The following is an 18419-nucleotide window of genomic DNA, read 5'->3' on the forward strand; positions in this document are numbered from 1 at the left end:
AGGTGCGGGCGCAGGAGCCCATGCGGGCGATCGACCCGACCGCGCTGCCGCCGGCGCATGGCTATTCGCAGGTGATGGTCGCGCTGCCTGGACGGTGGGTGTCCGTCTCCGGCCAGGTGGCGATGGACCGCCGGGGCAGGATCGTCGATGCCGGCCACTTCCGCGCGCAATGCGTGCCGGTGTTCGAGAACCTGCGCCTCTCCGTGTGCAGCGGGGCCGACTTCAAGGACGTGCCGGGTACCGACATGAACGTCACCGACTTCGGCCAGTTCGATGGGCGCTCGCACTACCCGCCCACCGATGCGCCGGCGACCGGAACGCTGGGGAAGGTCGATGCGCTGTTTCGTCCCGAGCTGATGATCGAAGTGGCCGCCGAGCGGTCCTGGCAGGCCGCAAGCCGCAGCGCTGGTCCCGCCGCGCGGGGGCGTCAACGGCGGGACCACATCGTGGCGCGCATGCTGGCGTTTCCGGGTGCGCTCCGCGCCGGCGAAGCGCCGGCCTGCGTCCGCAACCCCAACGCGGCCGCCGCCGCGATCTGCAGGAGACGGCATGCCAGAGCACTACGACGTCATCGTGATTGGCACGGGGCCTGGGGGAGCATCGCTGGCACAGCGGCTGGCGCCGACCGGCAAGCGCATCCTGCTGCTGGAGCGCGGTGGCTACCTCAAGCGCGGGATCGAGAACTGGGACCCGAAAGCGGTGTTCGTCGACGGAGCCTATGTGGCCAAGGAGAGCTGGTACGACAAGGACGGCGCGCTGTTCCATCCGGGGCTGCATTACTACGTGGGCGGCAACTCGAAGATGTACGGCGCGGCGCTGTTCCGTCTGCGCGAACGCGATTTCCAGGAGCTGCGCCACGCCGACGGCGTCTCGCCGGCATGGCCGCTCTCCTATGCCGATTTCGAGCCTTACTACACGCAGGCCGAGCAGCTCTTCCACGTGCACGGCCAGCGCGGCGAGGACCCGACCGAGCCGCCCGCGGGCGCCCCCTACCCGCATCCGCCGGTGTCGCACGAACCGCGCCTGCAGGAGCTGCACGACAGTTTCGCGCGGCAGGGCGTGCATCCCTTCCACATGCCGCTGGGCATCCTCTTGGACGAGCGAAACGGCGTGGTGTCGCCGACCAGCGTGTGCATCCGCTGCGCCGCCTTCGACGGCTATCCATGCCTGTTGAACGGCAAGGCCGATGCGCAGGTGATCTGCGTCGATCCCACCCTGGCCGCGCACCCGAACGTGACCCTGCTGACCGGCGCCTACGTGCACACGCTGGACACCGACCCGGGCGGGCGCACCATCACCGCGGTGAACGTGCAGCGCGACCAGCAGCAGGAGGTGTACACGGCAGACATCGTGGTGGTCGCCTGCGGCGCACTGAGTTCGGCCCTGCTGTTGCTGCGCTCGGCCAACGACCGCCACCCCAACGGCCTGGCCAACGGTTCGGACCAGGTCGGGCGCAACTACATGCGACACAACCAGTCGGTGATGCTGGCGCTCTCGCGCGAGCGCAACGACACGGTGTTCGAGAAGACGCTCGCGGTCGCCGACTACTACTTCGGCGCCGACGACTGGGGCTATCCGATGGGCCTGATCCAGATGACCGGCAAGTCCCACCCGCAGACCATCCGCGGCGAGGCGCTGCCGGACTGGCTGCAGTGGCTGCCGGACCTTCCGTTCGAGCAGATGGCCCATCACGCGCTGGATTTCTGGCTTTCCAGCGAGGACCTGCCGCGGCCGGAGAACCGCGTGCGCCTGCGCCCGGACGGCCACGTGACGCTGGAGCAGCATGCCAACAACCTGGAGGCGCATGAGCGGCTCAAGCACAAGCTGAAGGGGCTCGTGCGCGGCGCCGGCAAGCATCCCCAGCTGCTCGAGCGCAAGTTCGAGCTGGGCAAGGAGATCCCCATCGGCGGCACTGCGCACCAGGCCGGCACGCTGCGCTTCGGCACCGACCCGGCGCATTCGGTGCTGGACCTCAACTGCAAGGCGCACGAGCTGGACAATCTCTATGTCACGGATGCGAGTTTCTTCCCCTCGATCGGTGCGGTGAACCCCACGCTGACGATCATCGCCAACGCCCTGCGCGTGGCCGATCACCTGAAGGAGCGGCTGGGCGCATGAACGGATTCCTCGTGGCGGCGGGAGCAGACGGGGAAAAAGGCGCGTTCCGCACCCCCGCCGCGCTGGCATTCCCGCAAAAGCGGGAATCCGCTGGGCGCTTTCGCGTAAATGACGCCAAAGGCAAACGGACGCACGATCTCCCTGCACGGACGAGGGCGGCGCCATGAACTGGATCGACCTGATCGGCCTGCCACTGCTGACGCGCGTATTCCTCGTCGTGCTGTTCCCCTTCAGCGCGATGGACAAGATCTTCAATTGGGAAGGCGCGCTCAAGCAGGCCAATTCGAGCTTCCTGCCCGGCGGCCCCGTGCTGCTGGTGCTGGGCATGGCGCTGGAGCTGCTCGGCCCGGCCTGCATCCTGACCGGCTGGCACGACCGGCTGGCCGCGTTCCTGCTCGGGCTCTACTGCGTGGTGACCGCGCTGCTCTACCACAACTTCTGGGCCTACCCGGACTTCTGGACCCGGGGCGACAGCGCGGCGCGCGCGCATTTCTGGGATTTTTTGAAGAACTTCTGCGTGGCCGGCGGGATGCTGCTGCTCACCTTCGGCACCCAGCTCGCGCCGGCGCGGGCGGTGGTGACGCATCCGCTGTCTTCCACGCCGGTGTACACGCCGGCCGGCACCGCATCGGCCCTGCCAGCCGCAGACGCGCCATGAACGCCGATGCATCCGCGTCGCCGCGCCTGACCTACTGGCGCATCTGGACCGACGAGCAGGGTACGAGCCACCAGTCGCGCTGCGTGGCGGACGACTTCGAGCGCCAGAGCATGGGCGGCGCCGCGCCGCAGTGGAACGCGCCGCAGGGCACGGGCCAGGCCAGCGTGGTGTTCGCCGTGCTGCCGGTGGGCTGGGTAGGCGAATGGCACGAGAATCCCAAGCCGCAGTGGATCGTGCCGCTGTCCGGCCGCTGGTTCGTCGAAAGCATGGACGGCCATCGCGTGGAGATGGGCGCGGGCGAGGTGTCCTTCGGCGGCGACCAGCACTGCGCGGCCGATGCGCAGGGGCGCAAGGGGCATCGCTCAGGCACGGTCGGCGAGCTGCCGGCGGTGCTGATGCTGGTGCAGCTGGACCGATCGACCGCACGCGGGCGTCCGGCCAACGCAGTGGACGAGCGCGATGGCTGATTTCGAGATCGTCGATCCCCGCTTCAGGGCGCTGGTACTTCCCAATGCGCCGCTGGAGACACTCGCCACCGGCTTTCGCTGGCTGGAGGGGCCGGTGTGGTTCGCCGATCGTGACGAGCTTCTGTTCAGTGACATCCCGAACAACCGCGTTTTGCGCTGGTGCGAAGGCGGCGGCGTGTCGGTCTTCCGCGAGCCCTCCGATTTCGAGAACGGCCACACGCGCGACCGCGAAGGGCGCCTGGTGTCCTGCTCGCACCACGGCCGCCGCGTCACGCGCTCGGAACTCGATGGCACCGTCACCGTGCTCGCCGAACGTCACGACGGCAAGCGCCTGAACTCGCCCAACGACGTGGTGGTTAAATCGGACGGCGGCGTGTGGTTCACCGATCCGCCCTACGGCATCCAGACCGACTACGAGGGCGGCAAGCAGCACGCCGAGCTGCCGGCGAACGTGTATTGCCTGGACCCGGCCAGCGGCCGCCTGCGCGTGGTCGCCGACGACTTCGAGGGACCCAACGGACTGTGCTTCTCGCCCGACGAAACGCGGCTGTACGTGGCCGAGACCGGGCTGCAGTTCGCCGCCGGACCGAGGCAGCAGATCCGCGTGTTCGAGGTCGAAAAGGGAAGTGACGGCGTGAACCGGCTGGCGAACGGCCGCTGCTTCCTCGGCCGGCATGCCGACGGCATGCGCTGCGACGAGCGGGGCAACCTGTGGATCGCCAGCGACGACGGCGTGCATTGCTTCGATCCGCAGGGCACGTTGCTGGGCCGGATCCGGGTGCCCAGCCCGGTCTCGAACCTGTGCTTCGGCGGCCGCAACCGCTGCCGGCTGTTCCTGTGCGCCTCGCAGACCCTGTTCGCGATCTACACCAACACGCGCGGCGCGCAGCGGCCATGAACGGGCGCGTGCTGCGACTGCGGCGGGTCAGCCGCAACGTCGGCGACCTCGCGCGCATGGTGGCGTTCTATCGCGAGGCGCTGGCGTTCTCGGTAGTGGAACAGGTGTGCATGGATGCGCCGGGCTGGGGCGAACTGATGGGTGTCCCCGGCGCGTGCGCCCGAGTGGCCCGCTTGCGCCTGGGCGCGCAGGAACTGGAACTGGTGGCATTCGACCCGCCCGGTGCGGCCTACCCCGCTCAGGCCGGCGCGTCGGACCTGTGCTTCCAGCACCTGGCGATCGTGGTGGCCGACATGCCGGCGGCCTACGCACGGTTGGGCCGCCATCCGTTCGCGCCGATCAGCCTCGGCGGCCCGCAGACGCTGCCGGCCAACACCGGCGGCGTCAGTGCGTTCAAGTTCCGCGATCCGGAGGGGCATCCGCTGGAACTGATCCATTTTCCCGCCGGCGTGGGCGCGCCCTGCTGGCAGGCGCCGGGTCTGTTCCTGGGTGTCGACCATTCGGCCATCGCGGTGGCCGATGCCGAGACGTCGGTGGACTTCTATGGCCGGATGGGCTGGCGCCCGACCACACGCACGCACAACCGGGGCCCCGAACAGGACCGGCTCGACGGCCTGCACGGGGCCGACGTCGACGTGGTGGGCCTGGAAGCGGCGCAGGGCGGACCGCCGCACCTGGAGTTGCTCGGCTACCGCATGCCGCCGGGAAACCGCTCGCACCCGCATGCTGCCGGCAACGACCGGGTCGTCGACCGGCTGGTGCTGGAGGTGGACGACCTGCAGGCACTGCTCGCCAGGCTTCCGGGCGGCGCAGGGAAGCCGGTCGTCGACCTCGACGGCCAGGCGATGGCGATGCTTAAGGACCCGAGCGGCCATCGCCTGCTGCTACAGCAGGAGCGCTCCATGGCGCCTGGGTAGAATGCGCTCCACTCCAAAGGGACCGGACGCATGGCGGACCTCGCGCGCGGTCCCCTGCGGTCCAGCCCTTGCCCCTTCCCCGGCTGTGCCGGGGAAGGGGCAGCACCGTCAGCGGGTGACGACCGGCAGCGCGATGAAGCTGGCCCGGCCTGGCGCGTGGTAGATGCGCTGCGTCGCCTTGACGTAATCGGCCGGTTGCGCCTTGAAGATGTTCGGCACGAACGTCTGCGGGTTGCGATCGTAGAGCGGGAACCAGCTCGACTGCACCTGCACCATCAGCCGGTGGCCGGGCAGGAACACGTGGTTGGCTGCGGGCAGGGCGAAACGGTAGTCCAGCGGCTGGTTCGCGGCCAGCGGCGCCGGCTTGTCGAAGCCCGTGCGGTAACGGCCACGGAAGATGTCCATCGCCACCGCGAGCTGGTAGCCGCCCATCTCTGGCTGTTCGGCGACCTGGTCGGGGTAGACGTCGATCAGCTTGACCACCCAGTCGCTGTCGGTGCCGCTGGTGGATGCGACCAGGTGCACCTCGGGCGCACCGGCGACGGTCAGCGGCGCGGTGAGCGGTTCGGAGACGTAGGTCAGCACGTCGGTGCGGCCGGAGGCTTCGCGCTGGTCGTCGACCAGCCACTGCGACCAGGTCAGGCCGTTGTCGTAGCCCATCGGCTGGCTGGGGCGGGCGCGGTAGGGCACCGGATGGGCCGGGTCGGAAACGTATTCGTCGTAGGCGTTGCCGCCGGCCGGCGCGTCGAAGCCCAGCTTCTGGCCGGGTTCAAGGTACAGCGCGCGGCTGCTGGCGGCGCACCCCTGCTCGCAGGAAAGCGGCCAGCGGTCCAGCCGCTGCCAGCGGTTGGTGCCGGTCTGGAAGGCGGTGACCGGGGCGAGGTCCGCCTTGGGCGCGCCGTCCTTGAGGTACTGCGCCAGGAACGGGCGCAGGATGTGCTCGCGGAAATACTTGGCGGTGTCGCTGCCGAAGCGGATCGCGCCGAGCGAACTGCCCTCGTCGATCTCCTGGCCGTGGTGCCAGGGGCCCATCACCAGCCTGACCATGTCGCTGCGGGTGTCCTTGGGCTTGATCGCGCGGTACACGGCGAGCGCACCGTAGATGTCTTCCTGGTCCCACAGGCTGTGCACCAGCATCACCGGCACCTTGAGCGGCTCTTTGGCGAGCAGCTTGTCGACCGCCTGGTCGGACCAGAACGCATCGTAGGCCGGGTGGGCCAGCAGCTTGTTCCAGAAGCCCAGCTGCTCCATGCCATAGGCCTGGCCCAGCGCGCCGGCCGAGCCGTAGTGCATGAAGAGGTCGTACTGGTCGTGGTAGCTGGTCCACCACTTGATCGAGTTGTCGCGGCTGGCCGTCTGCTCGTAGACGTAGCTCATGTTCTGCTGGCGGAATGCGCCGTGGTGGAACCAGTCGTCGCCCATCCAGCCGTCGACCATCGGGTTCATCGGCACCGAGACCTTGAGCGCGGGGTGGGGGTGGACCAGCGCCATCAACGGCTCGAAGCCGTCGTAGGAGATGCCCAGCGTGCCAACCTTGCCGTTGGACTCGGGAACGTTCTTCACCAGCCAGTCGATGGTGTCGTACGTGTCGGTGGCGTCGTCCACCGGCGTCGGGTTCTGCGGCCCGTGCAGCGGGCGGTTCATCACGTAGTCGCCCTCCGAGCCGTACTTGCCGCGCACGTCCTGCACCACGCGGATGTAGCCGTCCTCGACGACCACGTCGGTGGCGTTGTCGTAGCCCTGGAGCATGGGCGCCAGATGGCCGCTCATGGTGTGGCTGGTGAGCGCGTTGGCGTCGTAGGGTGTGCGGGTGAGCAGGATGCCGGCGTGTTTGGCCCCCTTGGGGACCAGGATGACCGTGTGCAGCTTCACGCCGTCGCGCATCGGGATCATCGCCTCGCGCCGCGTGTAGTCGAAGCTGTCCGTGGCGGGCGTGAAGTGCGCCGGCGTCTCGCTCGGATAGTTGGGGTATTTCGCCTGCGGCGCATCGGCGGCGGGCAGGGCGGCGCTGGTGGCGAGCAGCATGGCCAGCAGGCCGGGGTGGACGGCGAAGCGCAGTTTCATGACGGACTCCCCTGGGTGAACCGGGCTAGCGTAGCCGATCGCGGCAGGGCTGCTCGCGGGGGGCAGGGGTCAGGCATGGGCGGCTCCCGATGACTTTATCCCGGGCATGTCCGGGGGAGCGCTAGCGCCTTTCAGGCGGTCAGCGCGTTCAGGAACGCGTTGCGCCAGGCGGTCAGATCGTGGCGTTGCAGCACGTCCATCATGCTGCGCCAGCGCGCGATGCGTTCCCGCAGCGGCATGGCCAGCGCACGCTCCAGCGCATCGGCCACCTCGATGGTGTCGGCGGGGTTGACCAGCAAGGCCTCGGTCAACTCCTGCGCGGCGCCGGCGAAGCGCGAGAGCACCAGCACGCCCGGGTTCTTCGGATCCTGGCTGGCGACGTACTCCTTGGCCACCAGGTTCATGCCGTCGCGCAGCGGGGTGACCAGGCCCACCCGTGCCACGCGGTAGTAGCCGGCCAGCAGTGTGTGCGGGAAGGACTGGTTGACATAGCGGATCGGCACCCATTCGGGCGTGGCGAACTTGCCGTTGATGTGTCCGGCGCTGCGCTCCAGTTCGCGGCGGATCAGCCGGTACTCCGGCACCGCGCCGCGCGAGGGCGGTGCGATCTGAAGAAAGGTCACGCGGCTGTGCAGCGCGGGCGAACGCTCGAGCACGTCGGCGAAGGCCTCGAAGCGCTCGGCCAGTCCCTTGGAATAGTCCAGCCGGTCGACGCCGATGATCAGCGCGCGGCCGTCCAGGCTTTCGTAGAGCTGCTGCACGCCCGGCTCGCTCGCCGCGCGCCGCGCCGTCTCGGCCACCTCGGCGGTGTCGATGCTTATCGGGAACACGCCGGCGCGGAAAAGCCGCCCGTTGGCCGCGCGCAACCGGCCGCCGGGGCGCATGGCGCCACCGACCTCGTGCAGGAAGTAGTCCTCCAGCGCGCGCAGATCGCGCGCGGTGTGCAGGCCGACCAGGTCGTAGCTGGCCAGTGTCTCCAGCAGTTCGCGATGCTTGGGCAGGGCGATCAGCAGGGCGGCGGCCGGCAGGGGCGTATGCAGGAAAAAGCCGATGCGGTTGCGCACGCCGCGCTCGCGCAGCATCGCCGCCAGCGGGATCAGGTGGTAGTCGTGCACCCAGATGATGTCGTCCGGATCGAGCAGCTTGACCAGCTCGTCGGCATAGACTGCATTGACGCGCAGATAGCCTTCCAGATGGCTGCGCTGGTAGTCCACCAGGTCCGGCCGATAATGGAACAGCGGCCACAGCGTGCGGTTGGCGAAGCCGGCGTAGAAGTCGTCGTGGTCGGCCCGCGAGAGGTCGATGGTGACGTAGTCGATGGGGCCGTCGCTCAGCCGGTGCAGTTCCTCGGCGCTGCGCGCGGCGAGCTTGCCGCTCCAGCCGAACCACAGCCCGCCGCGTTCCTTGAGCGCCGCGCGCATGGCCGAGGCGAGCCCGCCGGTGGCGGTCTGCCTGGGCAGTGCCACGCGGTTGGAGACCACCACCAGCCGGCCAGGCTTCTTGCCGGTGCGGCTCATCGAACGGCTCCCGGGCGGCGGCACCGGACGAGCGTCGCCAGGGCGGTGGTGCCGGAAGCCGCTGGCTCAGGGCAGGCGGACGGCGGGTTGCCCTCCATCAGGGTCGGCATCGGTCGAAACTCCATCGGGTTCTGCAGGTTCGTCGGGCGCGTCCCGCACCCGCTCCAGCCAAGCCTGGACGGCCCCCGGGCTAGGCAACGTGAACCGCGCCTGGCTGGGCTCGCGCTGGCCGACGCGCACGCTGATGCCGCCAGCGCGGTTGACGGCCGCGAAGGCGTGCTCGTCGGTCAGGTCGTCGCCCAGGTAGACCGGCGTGCGGCCGGCAAAGGGCCGGTGCTGCATCAGTTCCTCCACCGCGCCGCCCTTGTCTACGCCGGACGGCTTGAACTCCATTACCAGGTCGCCCGGCTGCAGCTCGTAGCCGGGCAGCTCGGCGGCCAACGCCCGGGCCGCTTCGCGCAACGCCGGCAGCTGCGCCGGCGCGCGCCGGCAGTGCAGCGCCATGGCGTGGTGCTTGTCCTCCAGTTGCACGCCCTCCAGGCGCGCGGCCAGGGCTTCCACGGCGGCACGCATGCGTACCTGGTCGTAGGGATCCACGGCCAGCTCGCGATAGCGGCCGTGGGCTTGGCGCAATTGGTAGCCGTGCAGGCCGGCCATGGCCCATGGCGGCGTGCCGAACAGCCGGTCCAGGTCGGCCACGCCGCGCCCGCTGACCAGCGCCATCGCGCCGCCGAGGCGCTCGTGCAGGGCATGCAGCAGGCCACGCAGCGCGGAGGACACGACGACTGCCGCAGGGTCGTCGGCGAACTCGAGCAGGCAGCCGTCGACGTCGAGGAACAAGGCCCAGCGCTGGTCGGGACCGGGCAACGGTGGCGCCGGCAGTGACGCGGCCACGGTGGCGGGCTTGGCTGGAGGCATCGATCCGAGCCTAGCAAACGGGACGTGAAGAGCCGAACGATGGAGGGGCCGAGGGCCGCCTACTGCGCGTCGTCCGCCGTCTCGATGCGCGGTGCCGGCGTCACCAGCAGCTTGTCGATCCGCGCGCCGTCCAGGTCCAGCACCTCGAAGCGGATGCCGCGCCAGGCGAACACCTCGCCGGTGTGCGGGATGTGGCCCAGTGCGGTCATCACCATGCCGGCGGCGGTGCGGTATTCGTGCTCCTCTTCGCCGGGCAGGCGGTCCACGTGCAGCAGTTCGCGCAGGTCCTCGGTGGAAAGCGAACCGTCGACCAGCCAGCTGCCGTCCTCGCGCGGCACGATGGGCGGGTGCTCCTCGCTGCCGCCGTGGCCGAGCTGGCTGGCGCCGACCACCGCCGCGAGCAGGTCGTTGAGCGTGACCAGCCCCTCGATGTCGCCGTACTCGTCGACGACCAGCGCCACCGGCGTCTCGGCGTCGCGGAATTCCTCCAGCAGGTCCATCGCCCGCGCGGTGGCCGGCACGAACAGCGGCTTGGCCAGCTGACGGAACAGTTCCGGCGTTTCGCCGGCGATGCGGCCGATCAGACTCTTGACTTCGAGCACGCCGACCACCTCGCTCTCGTCGTCGCGGTAGACCGGGTAGCGCGAATAGGGCGTCTCGCGCATCACCGCGATGTTCTCCTCGCGCGAGGCGGCCTGGTCCAGCCAGGCGATGCGCATGCGCGGAGTCATCACGCTGTCGACGGTGCGGTCGCCCAGGCGCAGCACGCGGTTGACCATGTTGTGCTCGTCCGCGTCGAGCACGCCCTGCTCGGCGCTTTCGGCCACCAGCAGGCGGATCTCCTCCTCGGTGACGGCGCCGCGGCCCTGGTCGTTCGCCCGCAGCAGCTTGAGCAGCAGGCCGCTGGAGCGGTTCAGCAGCCACACGAACGGCCCGGTGATGCGCGAGAGCACCAGCATCGGCACGGCGACGCCCACCGAGAGCTTCTCGGGCGAGGAAAGCGCCAGCCGCTTGGGCACCAGTTCGCCGATCACGATCTGGATGTAGGAGATCACCACGAAGCCGAGCACGATGCCGACGCCATGGGCGTACGGCGCAAGCCAGCTCAGCTGGCCACCCTGCAGCATCTGGGCAAACCGGTCGCCCAGCCGGTCGCCGGCCAGCGCACCGGTAATCAGCATCACAAGCGTGATGCCGACCTGCACCGTGGAGAGGAAGTGTTCGGGCGCCTCGGCATGGCGCAGCGCGACGCGGGCGCGGCGGCTGCCCTGCGCCATCTGCTTGAGGCGGCTCTTGCGCGAGGCGACCAGCGCCATCTCCGAAAGCGCGAAGAAGCCGTTGCAGACCGACAGCAGGATGACGAGCGCGATGTCGGTCAGCATCGCGGCGGGGTACTTCGGGGTCGCATGGGAGCGCAGTGTACGGGATGCCCGCACGTGCCGCAGCGGTACGTGCAGGGCCGGTGAAGGCGGCGCGGCCCCACCTGCCGTGCGGCCGATCGGGCAGCTCTTGTAATATCGGCGGCTGTTTGACCTCCCCTCATTCCAGGCACGCGCATGTTTTCACTGCAGACCATTTTCGGTAAGGGCGACAAGTTCTATGGCCTGCTCGAGCAGAGCGCCGAGGCTGCCCATGAGAGCGCCAAGGCGCTGCATCAGATGTTGGCGAACAAGGCGCGCGCGCCGGTCATGGCCGACTTCACAGGTGCCCGCGCACGCGAGAAGGCGCTGGCCGCGCAGATCAGCGAGGAGCTGGTGAACACCTTCGTTACCGCGCTGGATCGCGAGGACATCGAAGCGCTCAATTCCGCGCTGTACAAGATCCCCAAGACGGTGGAGAAATTCGCCGAACGCTACTCGGTCGTGGCCGAGCGGGTGGCGGACGTCGACTTCGCCCAGCGCGCCTGCGTGCTGGAGGAATCGGTCAGCGTGGTGGTGGAGATGATCGGCGAGCTGCGCCGCGGCCTGCGCATCGACCCGGTCAAGAAGCTGCAGGACCGCCTGCAGGCACTCGAATCGGAAGGCGACCGCATGCTGCTGGCGCCCTACCGCACGTTGTACGTGGAAGGCCAGGACGCCATGAAGGCGATGCTCGCCAAGGACCTGTTCGAACTGATCGAGAAGGCGATCGACAAGTGCCGCGATGTCGGTAACATCGTCTACTCGATCGTCCTCAAGAACTCCTAAAGGACGGCCAGCGCATGAGCATCGGCCTGGTCTTCGCGGTGGTGGCGATCGCACTCGCCTTCACCTACATCAACGGCTTCCACGACACCGCCAACTCCATCGCGACGGTGGTGGCGACCAAGGTGCTCAGCCCTGGCCAGGCGGTGCTGCTGGCGGCGGTGACCAACCTGGTTGGCGCGCTGTGGGGCACCGCGGTGGCCAAGACCATCGCCGCCGGGCTGATCGACACCCATGTGGTCGATGCCGGCCCGCAGTTGCTGATCTGCGCGCTGCTGGCGGCCACCGTGTGGAACCTGATCACCTGGTGGTGGGGCCTGCCGTCCAGTTCCAGCCATGCGCTGGTCGGCGCGCTGGTCGGCGCGGCGATCGCCGCGGCCGGCGGCAATTTCGGCTCCGTGATCTGGGCGCAGGGCAGTTGGTGGTCCGGTAAGGGCGTGATCCCCAAGGTGGTGGTGCCGATGGTGGTTTCGCCGCTGATGGGTTTCATCATCGGTTTTGTCCTGATGGGCGCGCTCTACGGGCTGTTCGCCTGGCTGGCCAACCGCAAGGGCTGGCTGCAGCGGCTCGGGCGTACGCCGTTCGTCAACGCCTTCTTCGGCAAGGCGCAGATCGTCTCGGCCAGCGCGATGGGCCTGGCGCACGGCATGAACGACGCGCAGAAGAGCATGGGCATCATCGCGCTGGCGCTGGCCGGCGGCACCGCGGCCGGGCAGTTCGAGCACCTGCCGCGCTGGCTGGGCTTCCTGCGCATCGCCGGCTCGCCGCAGGGCGGCTTCGACGTGCCGGCCTGGGTGGCGGTGGTGTGCGCGCTGACCATGGCGGCCGGCACCGCCGGCGGCGGCTGGCGCATCATCAAGACGCTGGGCCACAAGATGGTCAAGCTGCACCCGATCAACGGCTTCGCGGCCGAGGGCAGCTCGGCGGCAGTGATCCTTACCGCGTCGGCGTTCGGCATCCCGGTGTCGACCACGCACAACGTGTCGGCGTCGATCATGGGCGTGGGCGCGGCCAAGCGCTTCAACGCGATCCGCTGGTCGGTGGTCGAGCGGATGGTGTGGGCGTGGATCCTGACCCTGCCGATCACCGCGCTGCTGGCCTACGGCTTCGTGCGCCTGGCGCGCGCGTTCGGTTGAGACCAGGCGGCCGCATGGCGCGGCCGCAGGCTGGCCTACAGGCTGTCGCCCTCGTTGGCGATGACCTGCTCCAGCTGGTCGCCGAGCAGGCCCAGTTCGGCGATCAGGCGCTCCAGCTCGGTGCCGTCGAGAAACTCATAAGGGCGGTTCTCGCACAGGTGCAGGTAGGGCGAACCATCGAGGTCGGCCACCGCCAGGAAGCCCGTGCGCTGCTCCCAGTTGAAGCGCAGGCAGCGGCGCGGGTCGATGCCGGCCAGCGGCCCGATCGGCGTGGACAGTCGCAGGTAGCGCCGGCCGCTCTCGTCTTCCAGTTCCGCCAGGTAGATGCCCTGGTGGCGGCCCAGCGGGAGTGCCAAGTCGAAACTGATGAGATACGGATCGTTCTGCCGCAGGGCGTACTGGCTGCCGACATGGGAACGCACGGCTTCGAAATGACGCATGGGGCGAGGCTCCTGAAGGCGGGGTCGATGGTAACCTGCCGCCCCATCGTGCCCAAGTGACGGCCCATGCAGGAAAGCCATGCCCGCGTCTACGCCGCCATCGCCGCCATACCGCGCGGCCGCGTGGCCAGCTACGGTGCGATCGCGGCGCGTGCCGGCCTGCCGGGGCGCGCGCGGCTGGTCGGCAAGCTGCTCGGCCAGACGCCGCCGGACATGGCGCTGCCCTGGCACCGCGTGCTGCGCGCCAGCGGGCAGGTCGCGCTGCCGCCGGGCAGCCGTGGTTTCCGCGAGCAATGCCGCCTGCTGCGCGCCGAGGGCATCGAAGTGAAGAACGGCTGCGTACCGCTGTCGCGCTTTGGCCTGGATGCCGACCTGGATCGCGCGCTATGGGGTTTGCCCGCTTAGCCGCAGCGGTCTTGCTGTCGCATCCCTACGCCTTCGGTCCGCAGCAGCTTACGGTTGGCCGCGCCTGACGCCGACGGTGATGGCAGGGTGCTTTGGTAGCATGCGCACGATGTCTTCCCGCGCCCTCGAACTTCTCCACAGCGTCTTCGGCTATCCCAGTTTCCGCGGCCAGCAACAGGCGATCGTGCATGCGGTCGCCGAAGGTGGCGACGCGCTGGTGCTCATGCCCACCGGCGGCGGCAAGTCGTTGTGCTACCAGATCCCAGCGCTGCTGCGCGCGGGCACCGCGATCGTCGTCTCGCCGCTGATCGCCCTGATGCAGGACCAGGTCGACGCCTTGCGGGAGGCCGGGGTTGCGGCGGCCTACCTCAACTCCAGCCTGGCGGCGGAGGACCAGCGCGAGGTCGAGCGGCGGCTGCTCGCCGGAGGCCTGAAGCTGCTCTACGTGGCTCCCGAACGCCTGCTCACGCCACGCTTCCTGGGTTTGCTCGAGCAGGTCGAGCTGGCCTTGTTCGCGATCGACGAGGCGCACTGCGTTTCGCAGTGGGGCCACGATTTCCGTCCGGAATATCGCGAACTGGCCGTGCTGCCGCAGCGCTTCGCGCAGATCCCCCGTATCGCGCTTACCGCCACCGCCGACCCGCGCACGCGCGAGGAGATCGTCGAGCGCCTCGGCTTGCGCGATGCGCGCCAGTTCGTCTCCAGTTTCGACCGGCCGAACATTCGCTACCGCGTCGCGCTCAAGCACAACCCGCGCACGCAGCTGATGCAGTTCCTCGACGGCCATCGCGGCGAGGCAGGCATCGTCTATGCGCTGAGCCGCAAGAAGGTCGAGGACACGGCGGTCTGGCTTGCCGAAGCCGGCATCGAGGCCTTGCCTTACCACGCTGGCCTCGATGCACGCGTGCGCACGGCCAACCAGAAGCAGTTCCTGCGCGAGGATGGTGTGGTGATGGTGGCCACCGTCGCCTTTGGCATGGGCATCGACAAGCCCGACGTGCGCTTCGTGGCGCATCTGGACCTGCCCCGCTCGATGGAAGGCTATTACCAGGAAACCGGCCGCGCCGGCCGCGATGGATTGCCGGCGGAGGCGTTGATGCTCTACGGCCTGTCCGACGTGGTGACGATGAGCCAGATGATCGCCCAGTCCGATTCGGCGGACGAACGAAAGCGCATCGAGCGGCAGAAGCTCGAAGGCCTGCTGGCCTTCGCCGAGGCCACGCGTTGCCGGCGCGAGCTGCTGCTGGGTGCGTTCGGCGAGGACTACCACGGCCCCTGCGGCCACTGCGACAACTGCATCGAGCCGCCCAGGACCTGGGACGCCACTGTGCCCGCGCAGAAGGCGCTCTCGGCGGTCTACCGCAGTGGCCAGTGCTTCGGCGCCGGCCACGTGATCGACATCCTGCGCGGCATCGAGGGCGATCGCATGCGGCAACTGGGCCACGACCGGCTGACCACTTTCGGCATCGGCGCGGACACGGACGAGAAAGGGTGGCGCTCGGTATTCCGCCAGCTGCTCGCTGCCGGCCTGCTGGAGGCCGACGCCGAGGGATACGGCACGCTGCGCTTGACTCCCGCCAGCCGGGCGGTGCTCACCGGCGGCCAGCGCGTGCTGCTGCGTGAGGACGCACGGCCCGTGCGCAGTGCGCGCCGCCGCCGCGACAGCCAGCTCAACGCGCTTGAGAAGGGCAGCCTCGCCAATCTCGGCATCGAGGCCTACGAACAGCCGCTATGGGATGCCTTGCGGGCGCTGCGGACGCGGCTGGCCAAGCAGCAGGGCGTTCCGCCCTATGTGGTCTTCCACGACGCCACCCTGCTGGCCATGTTGCGCGCCATGCCGGCCAACGAGGGCGAGTTGGCGGAGGTCAGCGGCGTGGGCGAGGCAAAGCTCAAACGCTATGGGCGCGATTTTCTGGCGGTGATCAACGCGGTCGACTAGGCGCCCGGTGGAGGCGCCATCGTGGCCTATGCGCCTGGTGCATCCACGCGAAATTCACGGCCGAGTCCGAACCTCTCCCGCGAAGGCAGGGGAGGGGGCCTGCCGGTGAAGCCGCTGCCGGAGAGGATGTCCGGATGGGCGTTCGCGCGGAGCGGCCGTCCGCCACCCGCGGCAACTTCCCGGCGGATTGGGTGAACGCAGTCACAGTCCGATGCGGCCACCCACGGCCAGGCTTCCCCATGCCTTGATGACTGACGCTTGGTTATAGTGCGCGGACTTTCCACCGAGGTTCTCTGATGGACGGCCACGGCCAGCCCAATGCAATTCCCCGCTCCAGGCGCTCCTCCGGTCCGCAGGGGACCCGGCTGTTCTCCGCCGAGGAACTGCGCCAGTTCGCCCGTGAGGCGGCGCCTGTCGTGCTGGGCCGGGCCAGCGCCACCTCGCCCGTGCTGGAAGGAGCCAACGGCGATTTCCTGGGGCGGCGCATTTCGCTGCGGCCGGGTCGTCAGACGATCGGTCGGCGCGGCGACAACGACGTGGTGCTTGAGGACCTGAGCGTCTCGGCCTCGCACGCCTGGATCATGAACCAGCGCAACGAGTACGTGATCATGAACACCCTGTCGACCAACGGAACGTTCGTGAACGGCAAGCGCGTCCACGAGGCCACGTTGCGGCATGGCGACCGTGTGCGCTTCGGCCAAGTGGAGTTCACCTTCCTCACCCGTGAACGTGGCGCCGGGGGCGGCGCGTGGCGCTGGATCGGGCTGGGGGTCGCGGCGCTGGTGGTCCTGGGGCTGGCGGCATGGTGGCTGGCCTGATCCCGGTTGCGAACGAGCGGGGCATCCCGCCGGCGGTGGGGCGCTACCGCATCGAGGGCATGCTCGGTGCCGGGGCGATGGCCGTGGTCTACGCGGGCTTCGACCCGGAGATCGAACGCAAGGTAGCGATCAAGTGCCTGCGCAGCGCGGTCGCTGCCGACCCGGCGTACCGGGCGCGCTTCCTCACCGAAGCGCGCGCGGTCGGCCACCTGACCCATCCGCACATCGTCACGCTGTTCGACGTGGGCGAGATGGACGATGGGCGACCCTACATCGCCATGGAGCGGCTCTCCGGAGATACGGTGACCAGCCGCGTGGCACGCGAGGGCTTCCCTGCGCTGCCGGTGATCATCAGCCTGTGCGAGCAAGTCGCCAGCGCGCTGGACTACGCCCATGCACAGGGCGTGGTCCACCAGGACATCAAGCCGGAAAACATCATGCTCTCCGACGGCTGGCAGCACGCCAAGGTGAGCGACTTCGGCATCGCCGAGCGGCGCGACCCGCGTTCGCCCGGCGCACCGCGGCGCGAAGTCGGCGGCACGCCGGCCTACATGGCCCCGGAGCATCTGCACGGCGAGCGCACCGACGCGCGCAGCGACCTGTTCTCGCTCGGCGTGATGCTGTACTGGCTGCTGAGCGGCAAGCTGCCGTGGAATGAAACAGGCGACGTCAAGCGCCTGCTGGCCGAGCGTCAGCGATTGCCGCAGCCGGCGCTGCAACCGCGTGATCCATTCACCCCCACGATCCTGCTCGACATCGTGCAGACCTTGCTCGCGCCGGCGCCGCAGGATCGCTACCAGCGGGGCGCCGAGTTGATCGACGACCTGCGCCTGGCCTTGCGCGAGTACGAGCGCCTGCACGAAAAACCCCTCGCCACGCGGCTGATCTCGCTGCGGCTGCGCTGGGCCGGCATCCTGGCGGCGGTGCTCAGCCTCACCCTGCTGATCGGCCTGGCCGCGATCTACGCGCGGCAGAACGCCGCCGTGACCGGTCTGGCGCAGGACTTCGGGCGATCGCTCGGTCGCATGGTGGCCAGCGAGGCGGCGGAGAACCTGCTGCTGGACGATCGCGCAGCCACGCGCGCGCTGGTGCAGGACATCTCGCGCAACCGCCAGATCTATTACCTCGCCGTCGCCAACCGCTACGGCGAAGTCATCGCAAGCACCCGCGCCGACGAGCAGGGGCGCCCACTGCCCGCACGCACCAGTGACGGCTTCCTGCCGGGCGCGGGCGACATCGCCAGTTATCGCGTGCGCATCCCCGATGGCAACGACCCTGGCGATATGCTGGTGTTCGACGTGCCGGTCCGCTACCAGTCAGCCCAGGTCGGGCAGTTGCGCCTGGGGATCAGCGATGCGCCATTGCGCGCCGCGCAGAAGACCACGCTCAAGGCGATCGCCGCCGTGCTGCTGGTGACCCTGCTGGCCGTGACCGGCGCCGCCTGGTGGCTGTTTCGCCGCCTGCTCGGCCTGCTGGACGTGCTGGGCGAGGCCATGCTGCGGGTCGGCCGCGGGGATTTCAGCCATCGCATCCGGTTGGTGCGGCATGACGAACTGGGCCGCCTGTTCACCGCCTTCAACCTGATGTGCAACGCGTTGCAGGCGCGCGAACGCCGGCCGCGGCGGCCCAGTGCCACCGCCACCGCGCCGCTGGAACTGCCTACCCGCATCCTGCCTGCGTCGGAGCGTCCCAAGGACGAGGCGGCACGCGACTAGCTGTGTAAACCCACCAGGTTGTTCATGGTGATGCGGGTGATTGGGGCCCGGTAATCCAGGCTGGCGTGTGGCCGATGCCAGTTGAACTGGTGTAGCCAGGTCAGCCAATGGGCGGCGCGCTGGGCAGAGTGCTCGTAGCTGCGGGCGTAGGCCCACTCGCGCAGGGCCGTCTGGATGAAGCGCTCGGCCTTGCCATTGGTCCGGGGCGTGTAGGGCCGGGTGCGCA

Annotated in this window: 17 protein-coding genes and 1 pseudogene; 12 read left to right on the plus strand and 6 right to left on the minus strand. The window is 69.2% G+C overall.

The window, feature by feature from the left end:
- Positions 1 to 20: 20 nt before the first annotated feature.
- The 6 genes and pseudogenes from VGU65_RS15610 to VGU65_RS00625 form a co-directional block, all read left to right on the plus strand.
- Positions 21 to 260: pseudogene (locus tag VGU65_RS15610) on the plus strand (Rid family hydrolase); the annotation flags it as partial.
- Between the two features lie 289 nt (positions 261 to 549).
- The gene (locus VGU65_RS00605) at positions 550 to 2118 is read left to right on the plus strand and encodes a GMC oxidoreductase (RefSeq protein ID WP_327472214.1); all 1569 of its coding nucleotides are present in this window, start codon (positions 550 to 552) and stop codon (positions 2116 to 2118) included.
- A gap of 163 nt (positions 2119 to 2281) precedes the next feature.
- On the plus strand, positions 2282 to 2776 hold the full coding sequence (locus VGU65_RS00610; protein ID WP_327472215.1) for a DoxX family protein: 495 nt from the start codon (positions 2282 to 2284) through the stop codon (positions 2774 to 2776).
- Positions 2773 to 3243: a cupin domain-containing protein gene (locus VGU65_RS00615; RefSeq protein WP_327472216.1), complete on the plus strand. Its 471-nt coding sequence runs from the start codon at positions 2773 to 2775 to the stop codon at positions 3241 to 3243. Before VGU65_RS00610 ends, VGU65_RS00615 begins: the two co-directional genes overlap by 4 nt.
- A complete protein-coding gene (locus VGU65_RS00620; protein WP_327472217.1) occupies positions 3236 to 4141 on the plus strand; it encodes an SMP-30/gluconolactonase/LRE family protein in 906 nt (301 codons plus the stop codon). The genes VGU65_RS00615 and VGU65_RS00620 overlap by 8 nt, the downstream gene beginning before the upstream one ends.
- Complete coding sequence (locus tag VGU65_RS00625; protein ID WP_327472218.1) at positions 4138 to 5058, plus strand: VOC family protein; 921 nt, start codon at positions 4138 to 4140, stop codon at positions 5056 to 5058. Before VGU65_RS00620 ends, VGU65_RS00625 begins: the two co-directional genes overlap by 4 nt.
- Before the next feature lie 108 nt (positions 5059 to 5166).
- On the opposite strand, the gene VGU65_RS00630 is transcribed toward VGU65_RS00625, so the two are convergent.
- The 4 genes from VGU65_RS00630 to VGU65_RS00645 all read right to left on the minus strand — a co-directional run bounded on the left by VGU65_RS00630 (position 5167) and on the right by VGU65_RS00645 (position 10939).
- A complete protein-coding gene (locus VGU65_RS00630) occupies positions 5167 to 7122 on the minus strand; it encodes a CocE/NonD family hydrolase (protein ID WP_327472219.1) in 1956 nt (651 codons plus the stop codon).
- A gap of 131 nt (positions 7123 to 7253) precedes the next feature.
- Positions 7254 to 8639 carry an alpha,alpha-trehalose-phosphate synthase (UDP-forming) gene (otsA, locus tag VGU65_RS00635; protein WP_327472220.1) on the minus strand — a complete coding sequence of 462 codons (1386 nt, stop codon included), beginning with the start codon at positions 8637 to 8639 and terminating at the stop codon, positions 7254 to 7256.
- 66 nt (positions 8640 to 8705) lie between these two features.
- Positions 8706 to 9557 carry a trehalose-phosphatase gene (gene otsB / locus VGU65_RS00640; RefSeq protein ID WP_327472221.1) on the minus strand — a complete coding sequence of 284 codons (852 nt, stop codon included), beginning with the start codon at positions 9555 to 9557 and terminating at the stop codon, positions 8706 to 8708.
- A gap of 59 nt (positions 9558 to 9616) precedes the next feature.
- Positions 9617 to 10939, minus strand: coding sequence for a hemolysin family protein (locus VGU65_RS00645; RefSeq protein WP_327472222.1), 1323 nt, complete (start codon positions 10937 to 10939; stop codon positions 9617 to 9619).
- Positions 10940 to 11113: 174 nt separating this feature from the next.
- On the opposite strand from VGU65_RS00645, the gene VGU65_RS00650 reads away from it, so the two are divergent.
- Positions 11114 to 11743: a DUF47 domain-containing protein gene (locus VGU65_RS00650; protein WP_327472223.1), complete on the plus strand. Its 630-nt coding sequence runs from the start codon at positions 11114 to 11116 to the stop codon at positions 11741 to 11743.
- Positions 11744 to 11757: 14 nt separating this feature from the next.
- Complete coding sequence (locus tag VGU65_RS00655) at positions 11758 to 12876, plus strand: inorganic phosphate transporter (protein ID WP_327472224.1); 1119 nt, start codon at positions 11758 to 11760, stop codon at positions 12874 to 12876.
- Between the two features lie 35 nt (positions 12877 to 12911).
- Here the strand turns inward: VGU65_RS00655 and VGU65_RS00660 are convergent, their stop codons facing one another.
- Entirely contained in the window at positions 12912 to 13316 is a 405-nt protein-coding gene (locus VGU65_RS00660) for a hypothetical protein (RefSeq protein WP_327472225.1), read from the minus strand.
- A gap of 66 nt (positions 13317 to 13382) precedes the next feature.
- Between VGU65_RS00660 and VGU65_RS00665 the strand changes: the two genes are divergently transcribed.
- The 4 genes from VGU65_RS00665 (at position 13383) to VGU65_RS00680 (ending at position 18193) form a co-directional block, all read left to right on the plus strand.
- The gene (locus tag VGU65_RS00665; RefSeq protein ID WP_327472226.1) at positions 13383 to 13721 is read left to right on the plus strand and encodes an MGMT family protein; all 339 of its coding nucleotides are present in this window, start codon (positions 13383 to 13385) and stop codon (positions 13719 to 13721) included.
- Positions 13722 to 13830: 109 nt separating this feature from the next.
- Positions 13831 to 15660: a DNA helicase RecQ gene (gene recQ, locus VGU65_RS00670; protein WP_327472227.1), complete on the plus strand. Its 1830-nt coding sequence runs from the start codon at positions 13831 to 13833 to the stop codon at positions 15658 to 15660.
- A 296-nt stretch (positions 15661 to 15956) separates the two neighbouring features.
- Positions 15957 to 16478, plus strand: a complete 522-nt coding sequence (locus VGU65_RS00675; protein WP_327472228.1) for an FHA domain-containing protein — start codon at positions 15957 to 15959, stop codon at positions 16476 to 16478.
- Positions 16463 to 18193, plus strand: a complete 1731-nt coding sequence (locus VGU65_RS00680) for a protein kinase domain-containing protein (protein WP_327472229.1) — start codon at positions 16463 to 16465, stop codon at positions 18191 to 18193. Before VGU65_RS00675 ends, VGU65_RS00680 begins: the two co-directional genes overlap by 16 nt.
- On the opposite strand, the gene VGU65_RS00685 is transcribed toward VGU65_RS00680, so the two are convergent.
- Positions 18190 to 18419 (minus strand): integrase core domain-containing protein (locus tag VGU65_RS00685; RefSeq protein WP_327472230.1); only part of this gene is annotated, 230 nt, incomplete at its 5' end. The genes VGU65_RS00680 and VGU65_RS00685 overlap by 4 nt on opposite strands.

The organism is Frateuria sp., from assembly GCF_035943815.1.
Classification (GTDB): Bacteria; Pseudomonadota; Gammaproteobacteria; order Xanthomonadales; family Rhodanobacteraceae; genus Frateuria_A.

Excerpts from the sequence above, each read along its gene's own strand:
- VGU65_RS00650 (WP_327472223.1), top strand. The coding sequence starts at position 11,114 with ATGTTTTCACTGCAGACCATTTTCGGTAAGGGCGACAAGTTCTATGGC.
- VGU65_RS00645 (WP_327472222.1), bottom strand. The coding sequence starts at position 10,939 with ATGCTGACCGACATCGCGCTCGTCATCCTGCTGTCGGTCTGCAACGGC.
- VGU65_RS00665 (WP_327472226.1), top strand. The coding sequence starts at position 13,383 with ATGCAGGAAAGCCATGCCCGCGTCTACGCCGCCATCGCCGCCATACCG.
- VGU65_RS00680 (WP_327472229.1), top strand. The coding sequence starts at position 16,463 with ATGGTGGCTGGCCTGATCCCGGTTGCGAACGAGCGGGGCATCCCGCCG.
- VGU65_RS00675 (WP_327472228.1), top strand. The coding sequence starts at position 15,957 with ATGGACGGCCACGGCCAGCCCAATGCAATTCCCCGCTCCAGGCGCTCC.
- VGU65_RS00605 (WP_327472214.1), top strand. The coding sequence starts at position 550 with ATGCCAGAGCACTACGACGTCATCGTGATTGGCACGGGGCCTGGGGGA.
- VGU65_RS00660 (WP_327472225.1), bottom strand. The coding sequence starts at position 13,316 with ATGCGTCATTTCGAAGCCGTGCGTTCCCATGTCGGCAGCCAGTACGCC.
- VGU65_RS00620 (WP_327472217.1), top strand. The coding sequence starts at position 3,236 with ATGGCTGATTTCGAGATCGTCGATCCCCGCTTCAGGGCGCTGGTACTT.
- VGU65_RS00630 (WP_327472219.1), bottom strand. The coding sequence starts at position 7,122 with ATGAAACTGCGCTTCGCCGTCCACCCCGGCCTGCTGGCCATGCTGCTC.
- otsB (WP_327472221.1), bottom strand. The coding sequence starts at position 9,557 with ATGCCTCCAGCCAAGCCCGCCACCGTGGCCGCGTCACTGCCGGCGCCA.
- otsA (WP_327472220.1), bottom strand. The coding sequence starts at position 8,639 with ATGAGCCGCACCGGCAAGAAGCCTGGCCGGCTGGTGGTGGTCTCCAAC.
- recQ (WP_327472227.1), top strand. The coding sequence starts at position 13,831 with ATGTCTTCCCGCGCCCTCGAACTTCTCCACAGCGTCTTCGGCTATCCC.
- VGU65_RS00655 (WP_327472224.1), top strand. The coding sequence starts at position 11,758 with ATGAGCATCGGCCTGGTCTTCGCGGTGGTGGCGATCGCACTCGCCTTC.
- VGU65_RS00610 (WP_327472215.1), top strand. The coding sequence starts at position 2,282 with ATGAACTGGATCGACCTGATCGGCCTGCCACTGCTGACGCGCGTATTC.
- VGU65_RS00625 (WP_327472218.1), top strand. The coding sequence starts at position 4,138 with ATGAACGGGCGCGTGCTGCGACTGCGGCGGGTCAGCCGCAACGTCGGC.
- VGU65_RS00615 (WP_327472216.1), top strand. The coding sequence starts at position 2,773 with ATGAACGCCGATGCATCCGCGTCGCCGCGCCTGACCTACTGGCGCATC.